Source organism: Mesonia maritima (assembly GCF_042433895.1).
GTDB classification, from domain to species: Bacteria; Bacteroidota; Bacteroidia; order Flavobacteriales; family Flavobacteriaceae; genus Mesonia; species Mesonia maritima.
This window is the reverse complement of sequence record NZ_JBHLUA010000021.1, coordinates 53,283-78,396: the sequence shown is the minus strand read 5'-3', so window position 1 is coordinate 78,396 and position 25,114 is coordinate 53,283. Positions and strand designations below refer to the sequence as shown.

The window sequence follows — 25,114 nt, the reverse complement described above, 5'->3', positions numbered from 1 at the left end:
AATGAAAGAAATTCTTTCAAATTACATACCTGAACGTGCTGTAGATCCTACGTTTCAATTAATTGCAGCATATAATATTCATTTAAAAATCGTAAATGAACGCAAAACGCGTCACGGTGATTATCGAGAAATAAATGGAGCGCCTCAAATTACGGTAAATGCTAATTTAAATCCGTATCGATTTCTAATTACATTAATTCACGAAATCGCTCACTTTTTAGCCTTCAAAAAATATGGTCGTTATATAAAACCACACGGAAAAGAATGGAAATATACGTTTCAGCAATTAATGCTTCCGTTTATAAATCCATCGATTTTTCCGTCGAGATTACTTCCATTAATTGCCACACATTTTAAAAATCCGAAAGCAAGTAGCGATACCGATGCTAGATTATCGGTTGCGTTAAAAGAATTCGATCCGCAGAATAATAAAAACTATATATTTGAAATTCCTACGGGTAGCACGTTTAGGATCTATAACGGAAAAGTTTTTAGAAAAGGAAAAAAAAGAATAAAACGCTACGAATGCGTCGAGATTTCTAGCGGAAAAGTTTATATTTTTCAACCAAACGCAGAAGTTGAATTGGTAAAAGTTTAAAAATAAGGAATGATGAACAGTAATTATTATGCGGTTATTATGGCTGGTGGAGTTGGTTCACGATTTTGGCCGGTGAGTAAAAAATCTTTTCCGAAGCAATTTCATGATATGCTCGGAAGCGGGCAAACGCTTATTCAAAAAACGTACAGCCGTTTAAAAAAAATAGTTCCTGAAGAAAATATTTTAGTGCTTACCAATAGTTTGTATGAAGATTTGGTAAAAGAACAATTGCCAAAGATCACGCAAAACCAAATCGTTTTAGAACCGGCAATGCGAAATACCGCACCGTGTATTTTATTGGCGGCTTTAAAAATTCAAAAAGAAAATTCTGATGCGTTAATGGTGGTTGCCCCAAGTGATCATTGGATTGAAGATGAAGACGCGTTTACCAGAAATTTACAAACCGCTTATGATGCTTGTCAACGTGAAGAATTATTAATGACTTTAGGGATAAAACCAACTTTTCCGAACACCGGTTACGGCTATATTCAATATAAAGATGAAAAGATTTCAGCAGTAAAAAAAGTTCTGAAGTTTACCGAAAAACCCGATTACGCTACGGCAAAATCTTTTTTAGCTGAAGGGAATTACGCTTGGAACGCCGGTATTTTTATTTGGAGTGTAAAAGCGATTACCAAAGCTTTTGAAGAATTCATGCCAGAAATGTATCAACTTTTTGTTGAAGGAATAGAGAAATTAAACACCGAAAAGGAACAAGCGTTTTTAGAAGAAAATTACGCAAAAGCTGAAAATGTTTCCATTGACTACGGAATTATGGAAAAAGCTGAAAACGTTTGTGTGTTACCCGCCGATTTCGATTGGAATGATTTAGGTTCTTGGGGTTCATTACATAAAGAATTACCACACGATGAGAATGATAATGTAGTAATTAATGCGAAACTTTATTTAGAAAATGCTTCAGGGAATATCATTCGCACCCAGAAAGATAAAGTCGTGGCAATAGATGGATTAAAAGATTTTATTGTTGTTGAAAATAAAGATGTTTTACTTATCTTTCCTAAAGAGAAAGAACAAGAAATAAAAAAAATTAGAGAAATAATTCAAGCAAAGTTCGGAGAAGAACTAGGATAAAAATGGCTACATCTGAAGACGAAAAGCAAGAAGCGGTAAATCAAAAATTATCGAAAGATTTAAAAGGGACAGCTAAAAGTTTAAAGAGTTTTCTTTCTGAATTACTCGATATTCGTAGCGATACCGACCGCGATTCTACCATTGAGGCGGTTAAAAAAGATATTCCGTTTAAAGGTCATAACGCGTGGATTTTAATTTTTTCAATTTTTGTAGCATCCATCGGGTTAAATGTAAGTAGTACCGCTGTAATTATTGGTGCGATGCTTATTTCACCTTTAATGGGGCCAATTGTTGGTATAGGGCTTTCCGTTGCAATTAATGATATTGATACCTTACGAAGATCACTTATTAACTTAGGCGTAATGGTTGGCTTAAGTGTGCTCACAGCCTTTTTATATTTTACGATTTCGCCCTTAACAGGAAGTAATGCCGAACTTGAAGCAAGAACTTACCCTACCGTTTTAGATGTGTTGGTAGCAATTTTTGGTGGTTTAGCGTTAATTGTTGCGAAGACAAAAAAAGGGACAATCGCTAGTGTTATTTTTGGTGTTGCAATTGCTACCGCTTTAATGCCGCCGCTTTGTACGGTTGGTTATGGTTTGGCTGAAGGTAATTTTTCAGATGCTGGTGGAGCCTTATATTTATTTTCCATTAATGCAACTTTTATAGCTTTGTCAACTTTTTTGGTAGCGAAACTGTTAGGTTTTCCGTTGGTAAAATATGCGAATTCCAAACGAAGAAAACGTATTGCGCAAGTCGCTTCAATTATTGCGATTATTGTGATGATTCCGAGTGTATATTTATTTTATAATATGCTTCAAGAATCTTATTTTAAACAAGATGCAAAAAAGTTTGTTGATGAGGAACTTATGGTTTACAATGAATCTTTTCTTCAGAAAAATGCAACAGTAGCAGAATATAATTCCGGAAACGATCCTAAAATTGAAGTTTCATTTATGGGAAAAGAAATTCCGAATTCAGTAATTGGATTATGGCGTGAAAAGATGAAACGCTACGGTTATTTAAAAAACGCTTCTTTAATTATTCTTCAGAATGAAAATACAGAATCTTTTGATCAACTTCAATATATGCGAGAGTTTAAACGACGCGATTCAATTAGTTTAATGAATAAAGATGAGCGTATTTCATATTTAGAAAGTGAACTTTCAAAACTCTCAAAGTATGAACAACAACAAATTCCGTTTGCCAATATTTCGAAAGAAGCCAAAATAAATTATGAAGGGTTAGAGAGTTTTAGCTATGCTGATAAATTGGTTTCAAATTTCAATACAATCGATACGATTCCTGAATTTGATCTTCGCTGGAAAAAAGAAATATCAAAAGCGGATAAAGTGAAAAATGAACTGAAACTTAAAGAATGGTTAGCGTATAAATTAAAATTGGATACGTTAATTGTAAAAAGCTTGAACTAAATTAAAGTCCTTTTAATTGCGCGTCTCTTACTTTTTTAAATAAATCTGAAGAATACACAAAATCGGTTACCGCTTCATTATCGGTTTTAAAAATTTGTGTGTGGTTTCCTTGCCACGCCAGAACTCCTTTTTGAAGAAATACTATATTTTCCCCAATTTCGAGTACCGAGTTCATATCGTGCGTGTTAATAACCGTAGTAATATCGTTTTCTCGAGTAATTTCTTGAATTAAATTATCGATCATTATAGCTGATCTTGGATCTAAACCAGAGTTTGGTTCATCACAAAATAAATATTTTGGTTTATTTACAATCGCACGCGCTATGGCAACACGTTTTTGCATTCCGCCACTAATTTCTGCTGGGTATTTTGCTTTTGCGGGTTGAAGATCTACGCGTTCTAAAACTTCATCAACGCGATCCATCATTACCTTTTTTTTCTGATTGGTAAACATCCGTAAGGGAAACATCACGTTTTCGGCCACTGTCATCGAATCGAATAGAGCGCTTCCCTGAAAAACCATTCCCATTTCCTTCCGAAGTTCTCTTTGCTGTTCTTGCGTTAAAGTAGAGTAGGCGTCTCCATTATATTCAATTGTTCCTTGTTCAGGTGTAAAAAGACCAAGTAAACATTTTAGAAATACGGTTTTCCCAGATCCGGATTGACCGATAATTAAATTGGTTTTTCCTTGATGAAATTCCGTGGTAATTCCTTTTAAAATTTCTTCGCCATTAAACCCTTTATGTAAATTTTCTACTTTAATCATTAGCTTAACAATAATTGGGTTAATATATAATTTACGATAATTAAAACAACGCTCGTCCATACAAAAGAAGTCGTACTTGCTTGTCCAACTTCTAAAGCTCCACCTTTCATATAATAACCGTGATACGCAGGAATAGTCGCTAAAATTAAAGCGAAAAAGAAACTTTTAATAAAGGCGTAAACCAAATGAAATGAAATAAAATCTTCTTGAAGACCGCTTAAAAATTGTTCGCCAGCCACAAAACCACCTAAAACTCCTGCCATATAGGCGCCTAAAATGCCCATAAACATAGAAATAGCGATGATAAAAGGATACGTAAGCATCGCTATTATTTTTGGAAAAATTAAATAGTTTGCTGAATTTATTCCCATAACTTCCAAGGCGTCTATTTGTTCGGTAACGCGCATTGTTCCTATACTTGAAGTAATATAAGAACCCACTTTACCCGCCATAATAATAGAAATAAATGTGGGTGAAAATTCTAAAATAATAGATTGCCTTGCAGTAAATGCAATTAAACTTTTTGGAATTAGCGGATTGTTAAGGTTAAGTGCCGTTTGTATAGTTACAACACCACCAATGAAAAAAGATATAAAAATTACGATTCCTAAAGAGTTGATCATTAAATCATCAATTTCCTTAAAAATTAATTGGCGTAAAACAGAAGCTTTGGTCATTCTTCTGAATATATTCTTAATCATTATGAAATATTGACCTATATCCTGAAGGTATTTCATTTACTGAATTTTTGTAAAGCTAAAATAGCAAAAATAATTACCAAAGTATTTAACTTACAATTAATCTTTAATCGCTACAACATTTAATATTTTTGCAGTTGTAATGTAAAATTCAGTTATGAAAAATTTTGTAGCACTGCTAAGTTTAATTGTTTTATTTACCAATTGTAATTCAATTCAAAAAACAGCTTCAGAAAATAAAAATACTTCAGTAAAAGATACGCTTTCCGTTAAAAATAAAAAACCAAAACTTGTAGTCGGTGTGGTGGTGGACCAAATGCGCTACGATTACCTTACCCGATTTTGGAATGATTTTGAAGAAGATGGATTTAAACGATTGATAAACGAAGGCTTTACCTGCAGAAATAATCATTACAATTATGTTCCTACTTATACCGGACCGGGACACACGTCTATTTATACCGGAACTACGCCAAGTGTTCACGGAATTATTTCTAACGATTGGTATGATAAATTTACGGGAGAAGAAGTTTATTGCGCGAGAGATGAAAGTGTAACCCCTGTCGGAACAAGTTCTCTAGCCGGAAAAATGTCGCCCCACCTAATGAAAGTTACTACCATTAGCGATCAAAATAGATTACATACGCAATTCCGCGGAAAAACAATAGGAATCGCTATTAAAGATCGAGGCGCAATTTTACCTGCCGGACATACCGCAAATGCTGCTTATTGGTTCTATGGAAAAGATGAAGGAAAGTTTATAACAAGTTCATTTTACCTTGAAAATTTGCCCAAATGGGTGATGGATTTTAATAATTCAAAAAAAGCTGAACGTTATTTAAAAACCTGGAATACCTTAAAACCAATCGAAAATTATACTGAAAGTGGAAGCGATTTAAACAGTTTTGAATTCGGTTTTTCAGGAAAAGAAAACGCAACATTTCCTTATGATTTAAAAGAATTAAGTGAGCAAAATGGCGGTTATGATATTTTAAAATCTACTCCTTTCGGAAATAACTTAACTACAGATTTTGCAATCGCAGCTTTAAATGAAGAAAAATTAGGAGAAGATAACGACACAGATTTTTTAACGATTAGTTATTCAAGTCCAGATTATATTGGTCATAATTTTGGCGTAAATTCAAAAGAAATTCAAGACAATTATATTCGCTTAGATCAAGATATCGCAAGACTTTTAAACGAGCTTGATGAAAAAGTTGGAAAAGGAAATTATACTTTATTTTTAACCGCAGATCACGGTGCGATAAATGTTCCCGCTTATTTAAAATCTAAAAATATTCCTGCCGGTTATATTGATGTAGCTGAAATGAAAAAAGAATTAACCAGTTTTTTAGGAGAAGAATATGGCGTAACCGATTTAATTGAAAATATTTCCAATAATCAACTTTTCTTCAATTACAATAGAGTAAAAGAAGAAAATATTTCAAGAAAACAACTGGAAACTGATTTAAAAGAATTTTTATTGGAATTTCCGCATATCAGTAAAATAATCACTCGTTCAGCTTTAGAAGAAAATGATTTTACAGAAGGTGTATTTTCGTTAGTTCAAAATGGTTTCGATCAAAAAAGAAGCGGCGATCTGGTAATTATTTTCGATCCTGCTTATATAATTTATCCTGAAAAAGGTTCTACCCACGGAAGTTCGTTAAATTACGATACTCACGCCCCATTAATTTTCTACGGAAATGGAATAAAAAACGGTGAAACTTATGAAAAAACTGTAATTACCGATATTGCACCAACCATTTCAGCTTTGTTAGAAATCGCTTTTCCAAACGGTGCGACTGGAAATGTGTTACCTTTTGTGTTGAAAAAAGACTAAAATACTTTCGATTTAATTTTGTTCCACCGATATTTTCGAATCCATTTTCCTTCTTTTTCATTTACTAAAAAAGGAAGCTTGTTTTTTTTTGCTTTAAAATATCCAGTTAAATAATCTTTTACTAAAACAGGTTTTTTCTTCAGTAAAGCTAATTTAAGAGAAGCAATTAAAGTAATGAGGAAACCATAGCGGAGTTTATAAAAAGCTTCACCTTGCTTGTATTTTGAAGAACTATTATAGGTTTCTCCGGTAGCACGAAGATGTTTTACTTTTAAACTTTCATCAGTTCTAACGTTCCAACCGTAAAACTTTGCCAACAATTCATCTGCCGTGTCCCAACCCATAGAAGCTTTTAACCCGCCAATTTGCTTAAAACAATCCTTTCGATAAGCTTTTAACGCTCCCCGAATATGATCTTTATCGGTTAAGTTTTCAAGTTTCCAATGATCTCCAGATTGTATGTAGCAAAAACCACCAGCCATTCCTGTTTTTTTATCTGCTGAAAAATGACTTGCAACTTTTTCGAGATAATTTGAAGGGAAAATTAAATCTGCATCAAACTTACAAAGCACATCATAATTTTCATCTAGCTGTTTTACTCCCTCTTGAAAAGCCAAAATAACTTTTCCGCCGGGAAGATGTTCTTGTGATGAATTATTATTTATGAAGGAAACAAATGAATATTTTTTAGCAAATTCACTAACAACTTCAGCAGTTTTATCTGAAGAATTATCGTTAACCACCAAAATTTTAGAAGGTAAATGGCTTTGTTCAACTAACGATTGTAGCGTTTTGCCAATAACTTTTTCTTCATTGTGAGCGGGAATAACAATATAGAAACGCATGCTTATTTTTTTCGTTCAGCGTAAACAATATAATAACGAGGGGTAAATTTTCTAAGCAACGGACGAATACCAATTTTTTTTACGGGATTACTCCATTTTTTTCGAGCTTTAATTTCCCATCCGGCTTTTTCTAAAAGCCAATCGAACTGCCAATCTTCAAACTCGTGATAATGTCGATCCCATTTATCGGTTTTACTTCTATATGCTGAAGAAAACCATAATTTTAATGGAACACTCGCTACCAATTTATCGGCTTTTATTTCTCTTAAAACATTGAATGGTGCTAGTAAGTGTTCAAAAATTTCAAAAGCGGTAACAACTTCAGCATCTGATTTTTTTATAGTTGAAAAATCAAGATCTAAATCTTCCCCAATTGTATTATTCACCTCGTATCCCGCATTTTTCATAAATTCCGTAAACGGATTTTCTACACCTAAGTCTAAAATTGTAGTTGGAGGAGGAGCCACTTTTTCCAAAAACTCTAAGGTATTTTTGTAGCGCTTATTTGGAAAATTATTTTCGTACATAGTTAGTACCGATATACAAGCGCATTAATATTCATCCCTGCGCCAACACTTGCAAAAATAATAACATCACCTTTTTCAAGATGTTGATTTTCAATTTGATTATTGGTGACCAAATCATACAACGTAGGAAGCGTTGCGACCGAACTATTTCCTAATTCTGCAATGCTCATTGGCATAATATGTTCAGGAACAGGCTTGTTAAATAATTTGTAGAAACGTTCACAGATTGCCAAATCCATTTTTTCGTTGGCTTGATGAATAAAAATCTTTTTTAAATTTTCAATTGAAACTCCACTTTTTTCTAAGCAACTTTTCATAGCTGTTGGGACGTGCGTTAAAGCGAAATTATAAATTTTTCGACCGTTCATTTTTATGTAACGAGTTTCCTTTTTTAAATCTTGATTATATGAGCCTTCGAAGGTTAAGAAATACGCTTCTTCCCTTGCATATGTAGCCGATTCAAACGCTAAAATTCCGTTGTCTTTTTCATCTACCTCTTCAATAATACTTGCACCGGCGCCATCGCTAAAAATCATACTGTCGCGATCGTGAATATCAACCACACGAGAAAGTGTTTCAGCACCAATCACTAAACATTTTTTTGCCATTCCGGCTTTAATAAAAGCTTGCGCTTGAATAACGCCTTCTAACCAACCCGGGCAACCAAAAACTACATCATAAGCTACACAAGAAGGATTTTTAATTTGAAGTTTATATTTTACACGTGTCGCTAAACTAGGGACAGCATCACTTTGTGTATTTCTGAATTTTACATCGCCGAAATTTTGTGCAACAATAATATAATCTAAAGTTTCAGGATCTATTTTTGAATCAGCAATAGCTTTTTCAGCAGCAATTGCAGCTAAATCTGAAGCGGTTAAATTTTCATCTGCATAACGGCGCTCCTCAATTCCTGTAATGGCTTTAAATTTTCGAATAATTAATTCATTAGAATCGGGAATAGAACTTCCATCAGGGTTCATAAACTTTCTGTTTATAAAATCTGCATTTTTGATGCTGTTTTTAGGAATACAGCTTCCTATACCTGTTATTTTTATAGCCATTTTTTGCTTACTTAATCTTTCCCAAACTAAGGAATATATTTACAAAATTAACCATAATTCCTCACTTTTATTTAACTTTTGTTGATCTAATAATTAAAAGCCGTTAAATTATTAATTTATTAAAAATGTAGGCTTATTAATTATAAAGCAATAAAAAACCCCAAGTAAGTTTGGGGTTTTTTGTAACAAGAAATTCTAAAATTTATTCGGAATCCATATATTCTTCAATAGGATCGCACGTACACATTAAATTTCGGTCTCCATACGCATCATCGACTCTTTTAACTGAAGGCCAAAATTTGTTTTCACTAACATACGGTAATGGAAAAGCTGCTTGTTTACGTGTATAAGGGAAATTCCATTCATCCATGGTTAACATTTCCATTGTGTGAGGCGCATTTTTAAGAAGATTATTTTCTTGATCTTCAATAGCATCAATCTCTTCTTTAATTGAATTTAGCGCATCACAAAAACGATCTAATTCAGCTTTACTTTCACTTTCAGTCGGTTCAATCATCATTGTTCCAGCTACCGGAAAAGAAACCGTTGGCGAGTGAAAACCATAATCTATAAGGCGTTTTGCAATATCTACTACTTCAATTCCTTTTTCTTTAAACGGACGAAGATCTAAAATCATTTCGTGCGCAGCTCTTCCACGTTCACCGGAGTAAAGCGTTTTAAAATGATTATTTAAGCGTTGCTTTATATAATTTGCATTTAAAATTGCGTGTTCCGTAGCGCTTTTTAATCCTTTTGGGCCTAACATAGAAATGTAAGCGTAAGAAATTAAGCAAACTAAAGATGAACCCCAAGGCGCTGCAGAAATTGCAGAAATAGGAGAGGTTCCGCCTGTTTCAATAATTGGGTTTGAAGGTAAAAACGGAACTAAATCTTTAGCTACACAAATTGGTCCAACTCCTGGTCCGCCACCACCGTGTGGAATAGCGAAAGTTTTATGTAGATTTAAGTGACAAACATCGGCTCCAATTTTTCCAGGATTGGTTAGCCCCACTTGAGCATTCATGTTAGCGCCATCCATATAAACTTTTCCGCCATTTTCATGAATTATCTTTGTAATATCTTTTATTTCTGATTCGAAAACGCCGTGGGTAGAAGGATACGTTACCATTAAAGCCGCTAAATTATCTTTGTGTTTTAGCGCTTTTTCACGAAGATCGTCGACATCTATATTTCCTTTTTCAGTAGATTTAGTAACTACTACTTTCATTCCCGCCATAACTGCGCTGGCAGGATTAGTGCCGTGAGCTGAAGAAGGAATTAAGCAAATATTTCTATGAGTATCTCCTTTAGAATCGTGGTATGCTTTTATTGCCATTAAACCAGCATATTCTCCCTGCGCTCCAGAATTTGGCTGAAGAGAAGTAGCTGCGAAACCAGTAATTTCAGTTAATTGATCTTCTAATCGTTTTAAAACTTCTTGATAACCTTGCGCTTGATTTATCGGTACAAAAGGGTGAATATTTCCCCATTGCGGATAACTTAACGGCAACATTTCTGCTGCAGCATTAAGTTTCATGGTGCAAGATCCTAACGAAATCATAGAATGATTTAACGATAAATCTTTGCGTTCTAATTTCTTTATGTAGCGCATCAATTCTGTTTCAGAATGATAACGATTAAAAACATCATTCGTTAAAAATGGCGTATCTCTTGAAACTGAAATGTTTTCTAAAATGCTTTTCTCTAAAGTAGTTACTTTATGCGATTCTTTTCCGGCTACGTGAGCAAAAACCGCGATAATATTATTTAAATCGGTTAACGAAGTGGTTTCGTTTAACGAAATAGCAACCGTATTAGCATCTGGATAATAGAAATTTATTTCGCTTGCTTCAGCAATTTGTTTTACTTTTTCTACATCAGCTTTTACGCGAATCGTATCGAAATAAGTTTCGTTTAATTGATAGAAACCTAATTCTTCAAGTGAGTTTGCTAAAGCAACAGTAGATTTGTGAACTTTATTTGCAATGTATTCTAAACCTTTTGGTCCGTGATAAACCGCATACATTCCTGCCATTACGGCTAATAAAACTTGTGCAGTACAAATGTTTGAAGTCGCTCGGTCTCTTTTTATGTGTTGTTCGCGCGTTTGAAGCGCCATTCGCATGGCTAAATTGCCATCGCGATCTTTGGTTACGCCAATAATTCTTCCGGGAACATTTCTTTTATATTCTTCTTTGGTTGCGAAAAAAGCAGCGTGTGGCCCACCATAACCTAACGGAATTCCGAAACGTTGCGTGGTTCCTACAACTACATCGACTCCTAATTCTCCTGGAGCACGAAGTTTTACTAAACTTAAAATATCTGCAGCTACTGCAATTTTAATTCCAGCATCTTTTGCTTTTTGAACAAAACCTGCATAATCATAAATTTTTCCTGAAGCTCCAGGATATTGCAATAAAGCTCCAAAAAAGTCTTCTGAATAATCAAATTCTTGGTGATCGCCGATAACAAGTTCAATTCCTAAAGGATTAGCTCTTGTTTCTAAAACAGCAATAGTTTGTGGAAGAACTTCTTCAGAAATGAAGAATTTTACTACCTTATTTTTTTTCTGCTTACGATCTCTTACGGCAAAAAGTAAGTTCATCGCCTCAGCCGCTGCGGTAGATTCGTCTAAAAGAGAAGCGTTTGCTAATTCTAAACCAGTTAAATCTACAATCATGGTCTGGAAATTCAACAATGCTTCCAGACGACCTTGAGCAATTTCAGCTTGGTAAGGCGTGTAAGCGGTATACCAACCTGGGTTTTCCAGCACATTTCGCTGAATTACAGGTGGAGTATTAGAATTGTGATATCCTAAACCAATATAGGTTTTAAAAACCTTGTTTTTAGCCGCAAGTTTAGTGATGTGTTCAAGGTATTCTTGCTCACTAAGTGCTTCGGGAAGATCGAGCTCTTTTTCGAGTTTTATTCCGTCAGGAAGTGTTTCATAAATGAGTTGATCAAGTGAATCTACTCCAATAACTTGAAGCATTTCTGAAATGTTTTCAGGTCTGGGACCAATGTGCCGTAACGCAAAAGAATCTGTATTCATATAATCTTTTAATATGCTGTGTTTGTGGTTTGCAAAAGTACGATATTTAAGTGGAAAAAATTGTTAAGTTAATTGTTTAAAAGAGCAACTTTTTTTCACGTAATTTTCAGTAAATAATTAACTGTATTTTTGTGCTATGTCTGTAATGAAAAAAGTACTGAATTTTTATATTAATTCTAGTCTTCACTTAGCGTTTTCAGTAACTGCACTTGCTGTTATAAGTGTTTTGCAATTTCAAATAGAATTGAATTCTACAGTGTTGCTATTTATTTTTTTAAGTACAATTACCGGATATAATTTTGTAAAATATGCAGGTTTAGCAAAACTTCACCATAAAAGTTTAACGGGAAATCTTCGTGGAATCCAGGTGTTTTCTTTTTTTAGTTTTGCAGGTTTACTTTATGTAGCGTCGCTACAATCTGAAAAGGTTTTGTGGATAACGGTTCTTTTAGGAATAGTTACGTTTTTTTATGCGGTTCCATTTTTGCCTAATCAGACTAATTTACGGAATTTAAAAAGCCTGAAAATTTTTATTATTGCGTTGGTTTGGGCTGGAGCTACGGTTTTAATTCCGTTAATTAATCAACATCCTATTTTTGAGCAGTCGGTTTTACTTAGCTTTTTTCAGCGTTTTTTATTTGTAGTGGCTTTAACCATTCCATTTGAAGTTCGTGATGTAATTTATGATGAAGATCATTTAGGAACTTTACCACAATTATTGGGAGTCGAAAATTCAAAAAAAATAGGTTATATTCTTCTTATATCCTTTGTAGTTTTAAAATTTTTTATTGAAACGGTAACGTGGATTCAATTTCTACCAAAGCTAATTACTGCTTTAGCAGTAGGGATATTTATATATAAATCTACAAAAAAGCAAAACCGTTATTTTTCATCGTTTTGGGTAGAAGCTATCCCAATTTTTTGGTTAGCCTTAGAAGTAATAGTTTATTGGTTGTTATAATTAGATTGCTGAAATTGACTAAAAAATTTCGTCTTTAATTCTTTTTCCTCTTGCTCATTAAGCGAATACAAATCTGCATTTTTTAAGAGAGAGGTTAACTTTTTATTCTTTTCAGTATATTTTCTACATCTCGAACAAATTAACAGATGAAACCTGAGCATAAGTTTTTCCCAGAGTTGGGCTTCATTATATTGCGCTTTATCGCAGATGCAACCTGCCTTTTCGCACGATGAAGAAGGTTTTTTTTCCGAATTCATAAAATTATTTCAACCAGTTTTTTTCCAGACACGAAGCCAAAGCGGTTCGTGCTCGATGAATTATTACCCATAGGTTAGACGATGTAATATTAAACTCATTACAAATTACTTCAGTATCTATATTATCTATGGTTTTCATCTTAAATATCTGTGCCTGTTTTTCGTTTAATTTACCTAAACATTCGTAAATCGCGACACCTAATTCTGTATTTATCAATTCTTCTTCGGCGCTTTTTGCAGTTTCGTTAGAAACTTGCTCTTCCAGCCAATCACCTTCTTGATCTTCTTCAAAATAAGTCGGTTTTATTTCAGCTTGTGCCTTTTTTGAATTGATTTTTCTATAATAATCGATAATTTTGCGTTTCAATATAGAAATTAACCACGTACGTTCGGCTGCCTGACCTTTAAAATTTTTCATCGATTTTAAACCGGCTAAAAAAGTTTCAGAAATAAGATCTTTAGCAACCTCTCGATCATTTACCCTTGAAATGGTATAATTGAAAAGATAGTTAGAATATTTTTCAACCCATTTTTCAGGATTGAGTTGATGTTTGCTAGAGGTCATAATTAATAAACTGGTTGCTCTAAAATTACGAAGAATTAGGCAGGTTTGGTTTTAGGCAATTGTGAAAAAAAACATAAAATGAAAAATCTTCTCATTATAGGATATTTATGGCCTGAGCCGGCATCTTCTGCTGCCGGAAGTAGAATGATGCAGTTAATCGATTTATTTCGCGAAAAAGATTGGGAAATTACCTACGCAAGTCCAGCGAGTAATCAAGAATTTTCAATAAATCTTGCTGAATTAGGAATTGAAAAAAAACAAATAAAAACCAATGATAGCTCGTTTGATGAATATTTAAAAGCTGAAAGCTTTACTGCTGTAATGTTCGATCGTTTTATGATGGAAGAACAATTTGGTTGGCGCGTTTCCGAAAATTGTCCAAACGCGATTAGAATTTTAGATACCGAAGATTTACATTTTTTCAGAAAAGCACGTTACGAAGCTTTTAAACAAGGAAGAAGTTTAAAAAAAACAGATTTGCACAGTGATGAAGCCCGTCGTGAAATTGCCAGTATTTTGCGCTGCGATCTCTCTCTAATTATTTCTGAAGCCGAAACGCAACTTCTTATTGAAAAATTTAATATTCAACCGTCGCTTTTACGCTACATTCCTTTTTTAGTTGAAGAACAACCTGAAGATAAACTTGCCGAATTTCCAACGTTTCAGCAACGAAATGATTTTATGTTCATTGGTAATTTTTTACATGCCCCAAATTGGGATGCCGTTCTGTATTTAAAAAATAATATTTGGCCGTTGGTTAAAAAGCAATTACCAAAAGCGAAACTTCATATTTACGGCGCTTATACAACAGAAAAAGTAAAACAACTCGAAAATAAAAAAGAAGGTTTTTTAGTAGAAGGAAGAGTAAATAATGCCGCCGAAAAATTTCAGCAAACCAGAATTTTGTTAGCACCATTACGCTTTGGTGCTGGAATTAAAGGAAAATTTATTGAAGCGATGATTAACGGAACGCCAAGCGTAACGACCACCATTGGAGCCGAAGGAATTTGCGGAATAAATCCGTGGAATGGTGAAATTGCTAATGACGATAAAACTATTGCCGAAGCCGCAGTTACGCTTTATAAAAATGAAAAAAGGTGGACCAAAGCGCAACAATTTGGGACAAGAATCTTACAAAATCGTTTTCAAAAAGCTACCTTTAAAAATTTACTTTTCGAAGAAATTCAGTATTTAGAAGAAAATTTAGAAACGCATCGTTCAAAAAATTTTATGGGTTCTATGTTAATGCATCACACCTTAAAAAGTACAAAATATATGGCGTTGTGGATTGAAGCAAAAAACAAACTTGCTAACCAGAAAAACGATTAATGGCCGGTATTTATATTCATATTCCATTTTGTAAACAAGCTTGTCATTATTGCGATTTTCATTTTTCTACTTCCCTGAAAAAGAAAACGCCGCTTATAAATGCAATTTGTACCGAATTAATCTTGCGGAAAAATGAAATTCAGAATACAATTGAAACTATTTATTTTGGTGGTGGAACACCAAGTTTGTTAACGGCGGAAGAAATTCAGCAAATTTTTACTACAATTCATAATAATTTTGAAGTTTCCTCGGAAGCCGAAATTACACTAGAAGCCAATCCAGATGATCTTTCTGAAGAAAAAATAAAAGAACTTTCAACTACAAAAATAAACCGATTAAGTATTGGCGTTCAATCTTTTTTTCAAGACGATTTAACCTTAATGAATCGCGCACATAACTCTACCGAAGCATTAAAAGCTATTGAACTTTCTAAGAAATATTTCGATAATATTTCCATCGATTTAATTTACGGAATCCCCGAAATGAGCAATAAAAAATGGAAAGAAAATTTAGCCATTGCATTAGAATTAAACGTTCCACATATTTCCAGTTATGCGTTAACCGTAGAGCCAAATACTGCTTTAAAAACTTTCATTGAAAAAGGAAAAATAAAACCGGTAAACGAGAAAAAGGCAAAAGAACATTTTGAAATTTTAGTCGCTACGTTAACTAACACAGGATTTGTAAATTACGAATTTTCAAACTTCGGAAAAACGGGATATTTCTCTCAAAATAATACGGCGTATTGGATGGGAAAATCCTATTTAGGAATTGGTCCTTCGGCGCATAGTTTCGATGGAAAAAAGCGAAGTTGGAATGTAAATAATAATTCTAAATACATAAAAGCTATTCAGCAAGAAAAATTGCCTTTAGAAACTGAAGAACTTTCGAAAACCGACCGCTATAATGAATATATTATGACGCGTTTGCGCACCATTTGGGGAGTTTCAGTTGAAGAAATTCAGCAGGAATTTGGCGAAAAATACGCTGAATATTTTTTAAAAGAATCGGCAGTTTTATTTCAGAAAGAATTACTACAATCTGAAGAGAAAAAAATAACCATCACCCCAAAAGGAAAATTTTTGAGTGATGGAATTGCGGCTTCTTTATTTTTTGTGGATTAATTTAGAATTTTAGCAACTTCAGCATTTACAAATTCTAAAAAATCTTCATCTTTTTTCGTAAACGGGTCGATCGTGTGAGAATCAATATCAATCTGACCAATATTTTCGCCATTCACAAACAACGGAATTACAATTTCGGCTTTTACATTAATACTGCAAGCGATATAATTATCTTGCGCTTTAACATCGGGAACGCTAAAATTCTGGTTAGATTCTGCCACTTGTCCGCAAATTCCTTTTCCAAATGGAATAATTGTGTGATCGGTTGGTTCCCCTGCAAAGGCGCGAAGTTTTAATTCTTTTTTATCGCCATTTTTAAAATAAAAACCTACCCAATTATAATAAGTTATTTCTTTTTTTAAAAGTGCACAAACTTCATTTAAACGATGATCTACAGAAAGTTCTTTTTCTGAAAGTATGTTGATTATTTCCGGTTTTAAAGCTTCGAAATTCATATTAATTTTTCAGCAAAAGTATTTATTATTCTGCGAATAGGAATTCTTATTTATCTAAATTTGTGAAAGATTTATAGGAGGTGAAAAATATTTTTGAAAAAAATAAAGCGGTTTTAAAATTTCTCGGAATTTTCATAGGAAGTTACCTCATTTTGGCGAGCCTATATCATTGGTATTTACAGGTGGATTTATTTGAAAATTATTACCCTGATTTTATTACCAATTTAGTAGCCGTACAAACAGAAAATTTAATTGAATTTTTTGGTTATTCCAGTAAGATTTCACCACATCCTGTGGAAGCTTCTATGCGATTATTTGTAAATAATGAATATCTAGTAAGAATTATTGAGGGTTGTAATTCAGTAAGTGTTTTAATATTATTCATTTCTTTTATAGCGGCTTTTCATACCGATTTTAAACGAACTTTTCTTTTTGCAATTGCCGGAAGTGTTCTGATTTATATTTTTAATTTATTAAGAATTGTATGGTTAGCAATTGGGATTTACCATTATCCTGAATATGAGGAATTATTACACGGAACGATTTTTCCTGCTATAATTTATGGTACTGTTTTTCTATTATGGATAATTTGGGTGAGAATTGTTTCAAAAACTAAGAAAGATGAATAAGTGGGTTAAAATAGTACTGGTATTTTGCTTATTCTTCCTATTGGTACTTATTCGTTTTTTTGAAAAAGATTTATTTTACGATCCTTTACTTACTTTTTATAAAGGAAATTACCAGTATCAATCTCCGCCAGAAATGGAAAATTTCAAACTGATTTTAAATACATTTTTTCGGTATTTATTAAATAGTGGAGTTTCTCTGCTAGTATTGTATGTTGCTTTTCAGAAGAAAGCAATTATAAAATTTTCTCTAATTTTTTACTGCTTTATTGGAGCATTACTTATGCTATTTTTCAGTTATCTTATTTTTAACTTCGGTAAAGAAAATTATTTTTTGATGTTCTATGTACGTCGATTTTTAATTCAGCCTTTATTTATTTTGTTATTATTGCCGGCTTTTTATTATCAGTATTACATAAAAAAAAGCCGGTAAAAAACCGGCTTTTTTATTTCTACAAAGAGTAGTTATTAATGCGCGTCGTGATCGTGATCATCTTCGTGCATTTCTTCTTCCATTTCATCACCAGCGTGATCTGCTGCTTCTTCTACCTCTTCAGCACCGTTTTCGATAGCTTCTCCGGTTTCTTCAACGCCTTCTTCAATCGCATCGCCAGTATTTTCTGCAGCATTTTCGATGTCTTCACCAATTTCTTCAGTAGCTTCTTCAGTTTTTTCTTCAGTAGTTTCTCTACAAGCGCTCGTTGCAACTAATAATGATAGTGCAAAAAAGCTAAGAATCATTTTTTTCATAATTGTTTGTTTAAAGTTAGTGTGTAAATGTACTATTTTTTCTTTTTTCTAATAAATTTTATTAAAAATAAAAGAGCCTTTTTCTGGTTGAAAAAGACCCTTTATTTTAATAGCTCGAAATGGATTAGATATCGTCGTTTCCGCCCATTCCTGTGTTTTCTTCAACTTCGTTAGCGCCTTCTTCGATTGCGTCACCAGTATCTTCGGCAGCATCTTCTATAGCGTCTCCGGTATCTTCGGCAGCTTCCTCGATATCATTTCCTGTATCCTCGGCAGCTTCTTCTACGTCGTCGGTTTTATTTTCTTGATCTCGGCATGAAGTAAATGCTGTACTAAAAGCAAATAGCATAGCGAGCATTACAATTGATCTTTTCATAACTAAAATAATTTATAGATTTTTTATTTGATTTTATTTGTCGTCTCCAATTTTATCGATTTCTTCATTCACTTCTTTGTCAACTTCGTTATCGATTTTTTCTCCTGTACGTTCAAGAATGCCTTTTTCTTCTTCTACCTTAGGCGCTTCTTTTTCCACTTCAACTTCTCTAACCACTTCTTTTGTTTTAGTTTCTTCTCTACAAGAAGTGAAGTTAGCTGCAATAAATGTTAGAAATATTACAACAAAAATCTTTTTCATAACTATTTTTATTAATGTTTAATTATGAGCTAAAGTATAATATTTAACAATTGTACAATAATGTTAACTTATAAATTTTTATTAAAATTTTATAGCGATTAGAGTTGTTATATTTTTTGCCGAATGTAGCTCATAATTTTTTCAGTTGCGCCAATTCTTTTTACGATGAAGTTTTTCGCATTTTTACCCGCTTGAATTCTATGTGACTCATTATTAATTAATTCATCTATAATTTTTTTTAATTCTGAATAAGAAGCAATGCTGAATAATCCTTTTTCTTGCTGAAGTTGACTAGCTTCTGGAAATTTTTTGAAGTTTTTTCCAATAATAATGGGAATTCCAAAAGTTGCAGGTTCTAAAATATTATGCAATCCGGTTTTTCCCATCGCTCCGCCTACATAAGCAATTTCAGCGTATGAATAGGCTTTTGAGAGTAAACCAATCGTGTCTAAAATAAAAACTTGATAGGAGGAAAGTGACTGATTGATTCTTTCAGAATAAAGAATGGAAGGTTTTTTTAAGGATTGCTGAAGCGATTGAATTTTATCTTTATGAATCTGATGAGGTGCAATTATAAATTTAATGTCTTCTGAAGTAGAATTAATGTATTCTGCCAAAATTTTTTCATCTTCCGGCCAAGTACTTCCGCAGATCATACATTTTTTATCTTGCTTAAATTCTGCTAAAAAATCTAATTCATTATTATAGTTAAGTTGTTGCGTAACCCGATCGAATCTGGTGTCGCCGCTTAAACTTACCTTCTGAAAACCATTTTCGATTAATAATTTTTTTGAATTTTTATCTTGTACAAACAAATGGTCAAAACTCTGAAGAGCCTTACGCATAAATTTCCCATAAGGTTTAAAAAAAAGTTGATTTTCCCTAAACACGCCTGAAACTAAAATACTAGGAATTTTATATTTTTTTGATTGAAGCATAAAATTCGGCCATACTTCATATTTTACAAAAATGGCAATTTTGGGTTGTACAATTTCTAAAAATTTTTGTGCGTTTTTTGAAGTGTCTAATGGAAGATAGCTTACCACATCAGCAATCGAATTATTTTTTTTTACTTCATAACCTGAAGGAGAAAAAAAAGTAACCAAAATTTTATAATTAGGGTATTCAATTTTTAGCTTTTCAATTATCGGTACCGCTTGTTCATATTCTCCCAACGATGCAGCGTGAATCCAAATGCAACCGGAATTTTCAGCAAAGTCATTTTTCAGCTTATCAAAAAGATTTTTTCTACCTTCAAAGAAAAGCTTCAATTTCGGATTCAGCAGTTTCAATAGAGGAGAAATTTGTTGAAATAAACCGATTAGAAGAGAATAAAATTGACGCACGTTTTTCTAATTTTTGCTAAAATAAGTCTTTCTATAAAATTGAATTGTAGGTAGAGACGATATTTTGTAATTTCGTAACTCAATAAAATATGATATGAAAAAGATTCAAATGGTTGACCTGAAAGGGCAATATGAAGGAATAAAAAATCAGGTTAACAATTCTTTTCAGGAAGTGCTGGAAAACACTAGTTTTATTAACGGACCCGAAGTACATAATTTTCAATCTGAATTAGAAAAATATTTAGGAGTTAACCACGTAATTCCGTGTGCTAATGGAACCGATGCTTTGCAAATTGCAATGATGGGGCTTGGTTTAAAACCTGGTGATGAAGTAATTACCGTAGATTTCACTTTTGCTGCAACTGTTGAAGTTATTGCGTTATTAGGTTTAACACCGGTTTTGGTTGATGTAGAAAAAGATTCTTTTAATATTGATCCGGTTGCAATAAAAAATGCGATTACTCCAAAAACTAAAGCGATTGTTCCAGTACATTTATTTGGACAAAGCGCGAATATGGATGGAGTAATGGAAATTGCCAATGAACATAATTTATATGTAATCGAAGATAACGCCCAAGCTATTGGTGCGAATTATCATTTTAAAGACGGAAGCATTAAAAAAACCGGTACGATAGGTCATATCGGGACCACTTCCTTTTTCCCTTCCAAAAATTTAGGATGTTATGGCGATGGCGGCGCATTATTTACGAATGATGAAAAACTAGCCCATACCATTCGCGGAATTGTAAATCACGGAATGTACGAACGCTATCATCATGATGTAGTGGGTGTAAATTCTAGGTTGGATAGTTTGCAAGCTGCAGTTTTACGAGCGAAATTACCAAATTTGGATGCCTATAATAACGCGCGTCGAAATGCTGCAAAACTATATTCAGAAAAGTTAAGGAGGAATAAAAATATTCAAGCTCCAACAATTGTTGGGGATGATGATACGCATGTTTTTCATCAATATTCTTTGCGAATTTTAAATGGAAAACGAGATGAATTGTTGAAGCATCTTCAGAGTAAAGATATTCCTTGCGGAATTTATTATCCAATTCCTTTACATTCTCAAAAAGCCTATAAAGATAACCGCTATAACGAAGGAGATTTTAAAAATACAAATGAACTTGTAAAAGAAGTGATTGCCTTACCGATGCATACCGAATTGGAAGAAGAGCAAATCAATTATATTACTCAAACAATAAACGATTTTATTTAAAATTAATGAAGTTGAGATTATTACTTAATCTCAACTTCAATTGTTTGTGAAATTAAATCGCCTTCTTCAGTCATTCCTTCTATAAATAATAGAATAGATTTCTGAATCGTATTTTCAATTTTAAAACTGATTTGACCGTCTTCTAATTGCATATTAGGGAACCAATCTATAGCGCCATAATTTTCATATATATCACTTGTATAAGAAGCATATCGAGGAGTGTAAAATTCTTTATCAGGAGCAAAACCAACATCTGCGATAAAGCTTTGGGCTTGGTCTATTTTTTTTGATGTGCCATAACTAGTTTTGGTTTTAATTTTTATAACTCCTGCATTTCCCCTCATTCCATATCCTAATCCTGATTTGTTTATAATAATAGATTCTACTTCTGATGTTTTAAGAGTGCTTAAAATGCTTCCATATTCAGTTAATGGCATGCCATTAAAATATATTAATGGACTTTGATTTTCAATCAAGTTAGATGGTCTATTGTTAATAATATGTACTTCGGCTAAATTATTATATACCCTAAAGCCTTGAGTTGAAATAAAATCGGTAATATAGTAATAACGTTTAGATAACTCTTCATCAATTAAAGTTTCATTGGCTAAAATTTCTTTTTCTTGATTTTTAATTTTGTTAGATTCAGATTTCAAATAAACGCTATCTAAAGATTCTATATCACGTAAAAACTCCTGAGGTATTTTTGTATTCGAAATCTTACTATCAACATTTGTTTGTTTTATATAATTAGGAAGGTTTAAAGATTCGTATTTACGCTGAGGTTTTAAAACTCTGTAAAGTTTAGGTTTCGAGAGGTTTTCTTTTTTTGCATTTATAAGACTTATTGAAATTTCTGTACTATCCTGAATATAGAGATTATCTACTTTAAATTCTTTTTTATTTAAGTCTGTAATTTCCATTAAACCGCTTTCTCCGGAAGAAATTAATAATTGGTTTTCATCATCACCTAAGGATTGATTAATTTTTCCCTCTAAGGTAAATCCTTGTTCTCTTTCGTGAAGTAGTTGGGGTGGATTTGAAAATATTTTATTCCACTTGTACTTACTCCAACCTTGAGTTAATAATAAAAGATCTAAGTTATATTGTGTTCTTCTGTCGATATTTTTAAAATAATAATCGCCATTTTCAATTTTTCCTTTTGTATAAGGAAGTAATAAAAATGCAGATTTAATATTATGATTAGGTTGGTATGCTTTCGTTTTTAAAGGTAATATCGAAACACTTAAATTATGAGCAACTGATTTTAGCGCTGAAGAACTCATATTTATTTTTAGAGAATCAATATCGTTCCGGTATAAATATGCGTTAGCGTCAAATTCATTTAAACCTTGGTAGTTAAAAACTATTCGCTCTATAAGAGGCTTTTCGTCTTCATCGAAAATGGTCAAATAATTTATTCCGTTGGCAAGAATTTCTTTACCAATTCTTATATTTTTCGAAGTTTGATCTTCTGAAAACTGAAAAGGAATACTCTCAAAAATTCCGTTTTTATGCAATGCTAAGTAGAAAGTTTTTCCCTCAACAGAACGTAGCGTTTCTGAGTTTGTATTTACCTCTATAATAAGTCTATCTTCTAATAAATTATTGGTTACCATTGTGAGGCCAATAGCTTCGGCTTTTTCAATATACCGCTTTATTTTCTCACCGGAAAAAGTGTTTAATTCAACAAGATAATTTCCATCTAACGTCGGGTTAAATTGAAATTTACCGATCCCAAATTTATTCGATTTAAAACTGGTAATTACATTTTTATTTTCATCATAAACTTTTGCTTCAGAAAATTCAATTCCATTTCCTTGCTCATTAATTAATTTTACACCAATATTATTTTTTGTATTCGCGATTAAATGTCCGCCTTCGGGCAGTAATTGAAGATCGTACTTAACATCTTTATCACTCTCATATTTTATCTCTACTGAATCTTTTTGAAGAATGGTAAATTCAGCATTATAGTAATAATCTTCGCTGAAGTTTTTCATGTAATTGGTATGCGCCACCAATCTATACGATCCTGCAGGTAAAGTATCTAGCTTAAAATAACCCGATCCTTTTCCTTTATTTATGAAAATGGTTTTAGTAGAATAAGGCTTTAAATTCTCATCTAACAATTTTACATAAAGGTTGGTGGTTTCAAAATTTGGTGTATTTCTTTTCGGGTTAAACGCGTAAGCGGAAAACCAAATATCTTCGCCGGGAATAAAAACGTTTTTATTTAAATGAAGAAAAAAAGCCTCCCTGTCGAGGCTAAAATATTCTTGATATTTCTGTTTGATTTTTAAAGAAGGTTTCTCTTTCTGAGCTAATCCGGTGAAACCAACTAATAAAGTAACAACAAGGAGAATTTTTCTAAATTTCAATACGATACATTTTAAAGTTCCGGTGCCGAAGTCACCATTTTCCGATCGATTTTCTTTACCAATCCTTGTAGAACTTTTCCCGGGCCAATTTCAGTAAATGAAGTTGCTCCATCATTAATCATATTTTGTACACTCTGCGTCCACTTTACAGGTGAAGTAAGTTGAAAAATAAGATTTTCTTTTATTTCTGAAGGATTCGTAACCGCAAATGTACTAACGTTTTGATATATTGGGCAAATTGGCGTGTTAAAATTTGTTTCCTCAATCGCTTTTGCTAATTCTTCTCTCGCCGGTTCCATTAAAGGTGAATGAAAAGCACCGCCAACCGGTAAAACTAACGCACGTTTTGCACCGCGGTTTTTTAATTCTTCGCAAGCTTTTTCAATTGCAGCTATTTCACCGGAAATTACTAATTGTCCAGGGCAATTATAATTTGCCGCAACTACAACTCCATCAATTTCGGCGCAAACAGATTCTACTAATTCGTCTTCTAAGCCTAAAACTGCCGCCATGGTAGAAGGTTGTAATTCACAAGCTTTTTGCATTGCTTCAGCTCTTTTGGATACTAATTTTAAAGCGTCTTCAAAACTCAAGGTTTTATTGGCTACTAAAGCAGAAAATTCTCCTAACGAATGTCCTGCAACCATATCTGGTTTTTCATTGTTTGCTAAAACCTCATTCATAATCGTAGAATGAATAAAAACTGCAGGTTGGGTAACGTTAGTTTTTTTTAGGTCTTCAGCAGAACCTTCAAACATAATATCGGTAATATTAAAGCCTAATATTTTATTTGCTTGGTTGAATAAATCTTGGGCTTCTGGATATTTTTCGTATAAATCTAATCCCATTTTTGGATATTGTGCTCCTTGTCCGGGAAAAACGTATGCTTTCATAAATATAATTTTTTGTTAAACAAATGTAATAAAAAAGACCCAATAGCTTAAACAAGCCGTTGGGTCTTTAAAGCGAAATACAGGTTGCTTATAAATTTAATTTTCCTTTTTCACCAATGTCTGTTTCTTTCCCAGATAAAGCTGAAAAGCCTAATTTTATTAAAGTGACAAATTTATTGGTTTTGGTGTCCCAAAAATAAGCCTCTTTTGGGGTAAATTTTATGGCGGTTAAATTCGGGTCGTCTACGCCATCGAACCAATTGTTAGAAATATCTGAATAAAGTTTTTCAAGAATATCTTTATCTACCACAATTTTTGCTTCCCCAAAAATACTCATGAATTTTTTATCTGATGGTTGCGAATAAAGTAATTGCGCATCTTTATCTTTCGCAATATCTTTATTGTGGTCGCTATCTCCAGGACTCAAAAACCAAATACTTCCATCTTTATCTATGGTTTTATGAGTCATTGGTACCGCAGATAGTGGCTTTTTAGTAAGTGCTGTCGCTAACATTCCTGTTCCGATATCGTCGGCTAATTCTTTTAATTTTTCAACAGCTTTTTGATCATTCAATTGTTTAGTATTCATTTTTTTATTTTAAAGGTAATGCGATTACTGACCAAAATGCGTCAAGAGAGTATTAAAATAA

General features: G+C 32.9%; 26 protein-coding genes. 10 read left to right on the top strand and 16 right to left on the bottom strand.

Annotated features, from left to right (window positions below; translation table 11 throughout):
• Position 1: 1 nt before the first annotated feature.
• Genes ACFFGL_RS12925 through ACFFGL_RS12915 form a run of 3 tightly spaced genes read left to right on the top strand, consistent with a single transcriptional unit; the run spans position 2 to position 3,123 of the window.
• Complete coding sequence (locus ACFFGL_RS12925; protein WP_309729925.1) at positions 2-598, top strand: SprT-like domain-containing protein; 597 nt, start codon at positions 2-4, stop codon at positions 596-598.
• Between the two features lie 12 nt (positions 599-610).
• A complete protein-coding gene (locus ACFFGL_RS12920; RefSeq protein WP_309730088.1) occupies positions 611-1,690 on the top strand; it encodes a mannose-1-phosphate guanylyltransferase in 1,080 nt (359 codons plus the stop codon).
• 2 nt (positions 1,691-1,692) lie between these two features.
• Complete coding sequence (locus tag ACFFGL_RS12915) at positions 1,693-3,123, top strand: DUF389 domain-containing protein (protein WP_309729928.1); 1,431 nt, start codon at positions 1,693-1,695, stop codon at positions 3,121-3,123.
• A 1-nt stretch (position 3,124) separates the two neighbouring features.
• Here ACFFGL_RS12915 and ACFFGL_RS12910 read toward each other — a convergent pair whose 3' ends face one another.
• Together ACFFGL_RS12910 and ACFFGL_RS12905 are read right to left on the bottom strand one after the other, a co-directional pair.
• The gene (locus tag ACFFGL_RS12910; protein WP_309729930.1) at positions 3,125-3,889 is read right to left on the bottom strand and encodes an ABC transporter ATP-binding protein; all 765 of its coding nucleotides are present in this window, start codon (positions 3,887-3,889) and stop codon (positions 3,125-3,127) included.
• On the bottom strand, positions 3,889-4,626 hold the full coding sequence (locus ACFFGL_RS12905; protein WP_309729932.1) for an MlaE family ABC transporter permease: 738 nt from the start codon (positions 4,624-4,626) through the stop codon (positions 3,889-3,891). Before ACFFGL_RS12905 ends, ACFFGL_RS12910 begins: the two co-directional genes overlap by 1 nt.
• Positions 4,627-4,744: 118 nt before the next feature.
• Between ACFFGL_RS12905 and pafA the strand changes: the two genes are divergently transcribed.
• Positions 4,745-6,430, top strand: a complete 1,686-nt coding sequence (gene pafA, locus ACFFGL_RS12900) for an alkaline phosphatase PafA (protein ID WP_309729934.1) — start codon at positions 4,745-4,747, stop codon at positions 6,428-6,430.
• On the opposite strand, the gene ACFFGL_RS12895 is transcribed toward pafA, so the two are convergent.
• The 4 genes from ACFFGL_RS12895 to gcvP all read right to left on the bottom strand — a co-directional run bounded on the left by ACFFGL_RS12895 (position 6,427) and on the right by gcvP (position 11,918).
• Positions 6,427-7,275, bottom strand: a complete 849-nt coding sequence (locus ACFFGL_RS12895) for a glycosyltransferase (RefSeq protein WP_309729937.1) — start codon at positions 7,273-7,275, stop codon at positions 6,427-6,429. The two genes, pafA and ACFFGL_RS12895, sit on opposite strands and share 4 nt — an antisense overlap.
• Before the next feature lie 2 nt (positions 7,276-7,277).
• Entirely contained in the window at positions 7,278-7,802 is a 525-nt protein-coding gene (locus ACFFGL_RS12890; RefSeq protein WP_309729940.1) for a methyltransferase domain-containing protein, read from the bottom strand.
• Between the two features lie 2 nt (positions 7,803-7,804).
• Positions 7,805-8,866: a 3-oxoacyl-ACP synthase III family protein gene (locus tag ACFFGL_RS12885; protein WP_309729943.1), complete on the bottom strand. Its 1,062-nt coding sequence runs from the start codon at positions 8,864-8,866 to the stop codon at positions 7,805-7,807.
• Positions 8,867-9,068: 202 nt separating this feature from the next.
• The gene (gene gcvP / locus ACFFGL_RS12880) at positions 9,069-11,918 is read right to left on the bottom strand and encodes an aminomethyl-transferring glycine dehydrogenase (protein WP_309729945.1); all 2,850 of its coding nucleotides are present in this window, start codon (positions 11,916-11,918) and stop codon (positions 9,069-9,071) included.
• Positions 11,919-12,054: 136 nt separating this feature from the next.
• Between gcvP and ACFFGL_RS12875 the strand changes: the two genes are divergently transcribed.
• Complete coding sequence (locus ACFFGL_RS12875; protein WP_309729948.1) at positions 12,055-12,879, top strand: UbiA prenyltransferase family protein; 825 nt, start codon at positions 12,055-12,057, stop codon at positions 12,877-12,879.
• Here the strand turns inward: ACFFGL_RS12875 and ACFFGL_RS12870 are convergent.
• Positions 12,864-13,136 carry a hypothetical protein gene (locus tag ACFFGL_RS12870; protein WP_309729951.1) on the bottom strand — a complete coding sequence of 91 codons (273 nt, stop codon included), beginning with the start codon at positions 13,134-13,136 and terminating at the stop codon, positions 12,864-12,866. The two genes, ACFFGL_RS12875 and ACFFGL_RS12870, sit on opposite strands and share 16 nt — an antisense overlap.
• Positions 13,137-13,140: 4 nt before the next feature.
• The gene (locus tag ACFFGL_RS12865; RefSeq protein WP_309729953.1) at positions 13,141-13,701 is read right to left on the bottom strand and encodes a sigma-70 family RNA polymerase sigma factor; all 561 of its coding nucleotides are present in this window, start codon (positions 13,699-13,701) and stop codon (positions 13,141-13,143) included.
• 78 nt (positions 13,702-13,779) lie between these two features.
• Between ACFFGL_RS12865 and ACFFGL_RS12860 the strand changes: the two genes are divergently transcribed.
• Together ACFFGL_RS12860 and hemW are read left to right on the top strand one after the other, a co-directional pair.
• Entirely contained in the window at positions 13,780-15,030 is a 1,251-nt protein-coding gene (locus tag ACFFGL_RS12860) for a glycosyltransferase (RefSeq protein WP_309729956.1), read from the top strand.
• Positions 15,030-16,154: a radical SAM family heme chaperone HemW gene (gene hemW, locus ACFFGL_RS12855; RefSeq protein WP_309729958.1), complete on the top strand. Its 1,125-nt coding sequence runs from the start codon at positions 15,030-15,032 to the stop codon at positions 16,152-16,154. The genes ACFFGL_RS12860 and hemW overlap by 1 nt, the downstream gene beginning before the upstream one ends.
• Here the strand turns inward: hemW and ACFFGL_RS12850 are convergent.
• On the bottom strand, positions 16,151-16,609 hold the full coding sequence (locus ACFFGL_RS12850) for a GAF domain-containing protein (RefSeq protein ID WP_309729962.1): 459 nt from the start codon (positions 16,607-16,609) through the stop codon (positions 16,151-16,153). The genes hemW and ACFFGL_RS12850 overlap by 4 nt on opposite strands.
• Positions 16,610-16,689: 80 nt before the next feature.
• Between ACFFGL_RS12850 and xrtF the strand changes: the two genes are divergently transcribed.
• Together xrtF and ACFFGL_RS12840 are read left to right on the top strand one after the other, a co-directional pair.
• Entirely contained in the window at positions 16,690-17,238 is a 549-nt protein-coding gene (xrtF, locus tag ACFFGL_RS12845) for an exosortase family protein XrtF (RefSeq protein WP_309729965.1), read from the top strand.
• Entirely contained in the window at positions 17,231-17,668 is a 438-nt protein-coding gene (locus tag ACFFGL_RS12840) for an exosortase F system-associated membrane protein (RefSeq protein ID WP_309729967.1), read from the top strand. The genes xrtF and ACFFGL_RS12840 overlap by 8 nt, the downstream gene beginning before the upstream one ends.
• Before the next feature lie 35 nt (positions 17,669-17,703).
• Here the strand turns inward: ACFFGL_RS12840 and ACFFGL_RS12835 are convergent, their stop codons facing one another.
• The 4 genes from ACFFGL_RS12835 to ACFFGL_RS12820 all read right to left on the bottom strand — a co-directional run bounded on the left by ACFFGL_RS12835 (position 17,704) and on the right by ACFFGL_RS12820 (position 19,968).
• Complete coding sequence (locus ACFFGL_RS12835; RefSeq protein WP_309729970.1) at positions 17,704-17,985, bottom strand: hypothetical protein; 282 nt, start codon at positions 17,983-17,985, stop codon at positions 17,704-17,706.
• A gap of 124 nt (positions 17,986-18,109) precedes the next feature.
• Entirely contained in the window at positions 18,110-18,361 is a 252-nt protein-coding gene (locus ACFFGL_RS12830) for a hypothetical protein (RefSeq protein WP_309729972.1), read from the bottom strand.
• Positions 18,362-18,394: 33 nt separating this feature from the next.
• Complete coding sequence (locus ACFFGL_RS12825) at positions 18,395-18,622, bottom strand: hypothetical protein (RefSeq protein WP_309729973.1); 228 nt, start codon at positions 18,620-18,622, stop codon at positions 18,395-18,397.
• A 107-nt stretch (positions 18,623-18,729) separates the two neighbouring features.
• Entirely contained in the window at positions 18,730-19,968 is a 1,239-nt protein-coding gene (locus tag ACFFGL_RS12820; protein ID WP_309729976.1) for a 3-deoxy-D-manno-octulosonic acid transferase, read from the bottom strand.
• Between the two features lie 94 nt (positions 19,969-20,062).
• On the opposite strand from ACFFGL_RS12820, the gene ACFFGL_RS12815 reads away from it, so the two are divergent.
• Positions 20,063-21,190: a DegT/DnrJ/EryC1/StrS family aminotransferase gene (locus ACFFGL_RS12815; RefSeq protein ID WP_309729977.1), complete on the top strand. Its 1,128-nt coding sequence runs from the start codon at positions 20,063-20,065 to the stop codon at positions 21,188-21,190.
• A 20-nt stretch (positions 21,191-21,210) separates the two neighbouring features.
• On the opposite strand, the gene ACFFGL_RS12810 is transcribed toward ACFFGL_RS12815, so the two are convergent.
• From ACFFGL_RS12810 to ACFFGL_RS12800, 3 genes are all read right to left on the bottom strand, one after another.
• Positions 21,211-23,571 (bottom strand): hypothetical protein, encoded by a 2,361-nt coding sequence (locus ACFFGL_RS12810; RefSeq protein WP_309729980.1) that lies wholly within the window; start codon positions 23,569-23,571, stop codon positions 21,211-21,213.
• Positions 23,572-23,582: 11 nt separating this feature from the next.
• Positions 23,583-24,464: an ACP S-malonyltransferase gene (fabD, locus tag ACFFGL_RS12805; protein WP_309729983.1), complete on the bottom strand. Its 882-nt coding sequence runs from the start codon at positions 24,462-24,464 to the stop codon at positions 23,583-23,585.
• Between the two features lie 88 nt (positions 24,465-24,552).
• Positions 24,553-25,053 carry a pyridoxamine 5'-phosphate oxidase family protein gene (locus ACFFGL_RS12800; protein WP_309729985.1) on the bottom strand — a complete coding sequence of 167 codons (501 nt, stop codon included), beginning with the start codon at positions 25,051-25,053 and terminating at the stop codon, positions 24,553-24,555.
• Positions 25,054-25,114 lie beyond the last annotated feature (61 nt).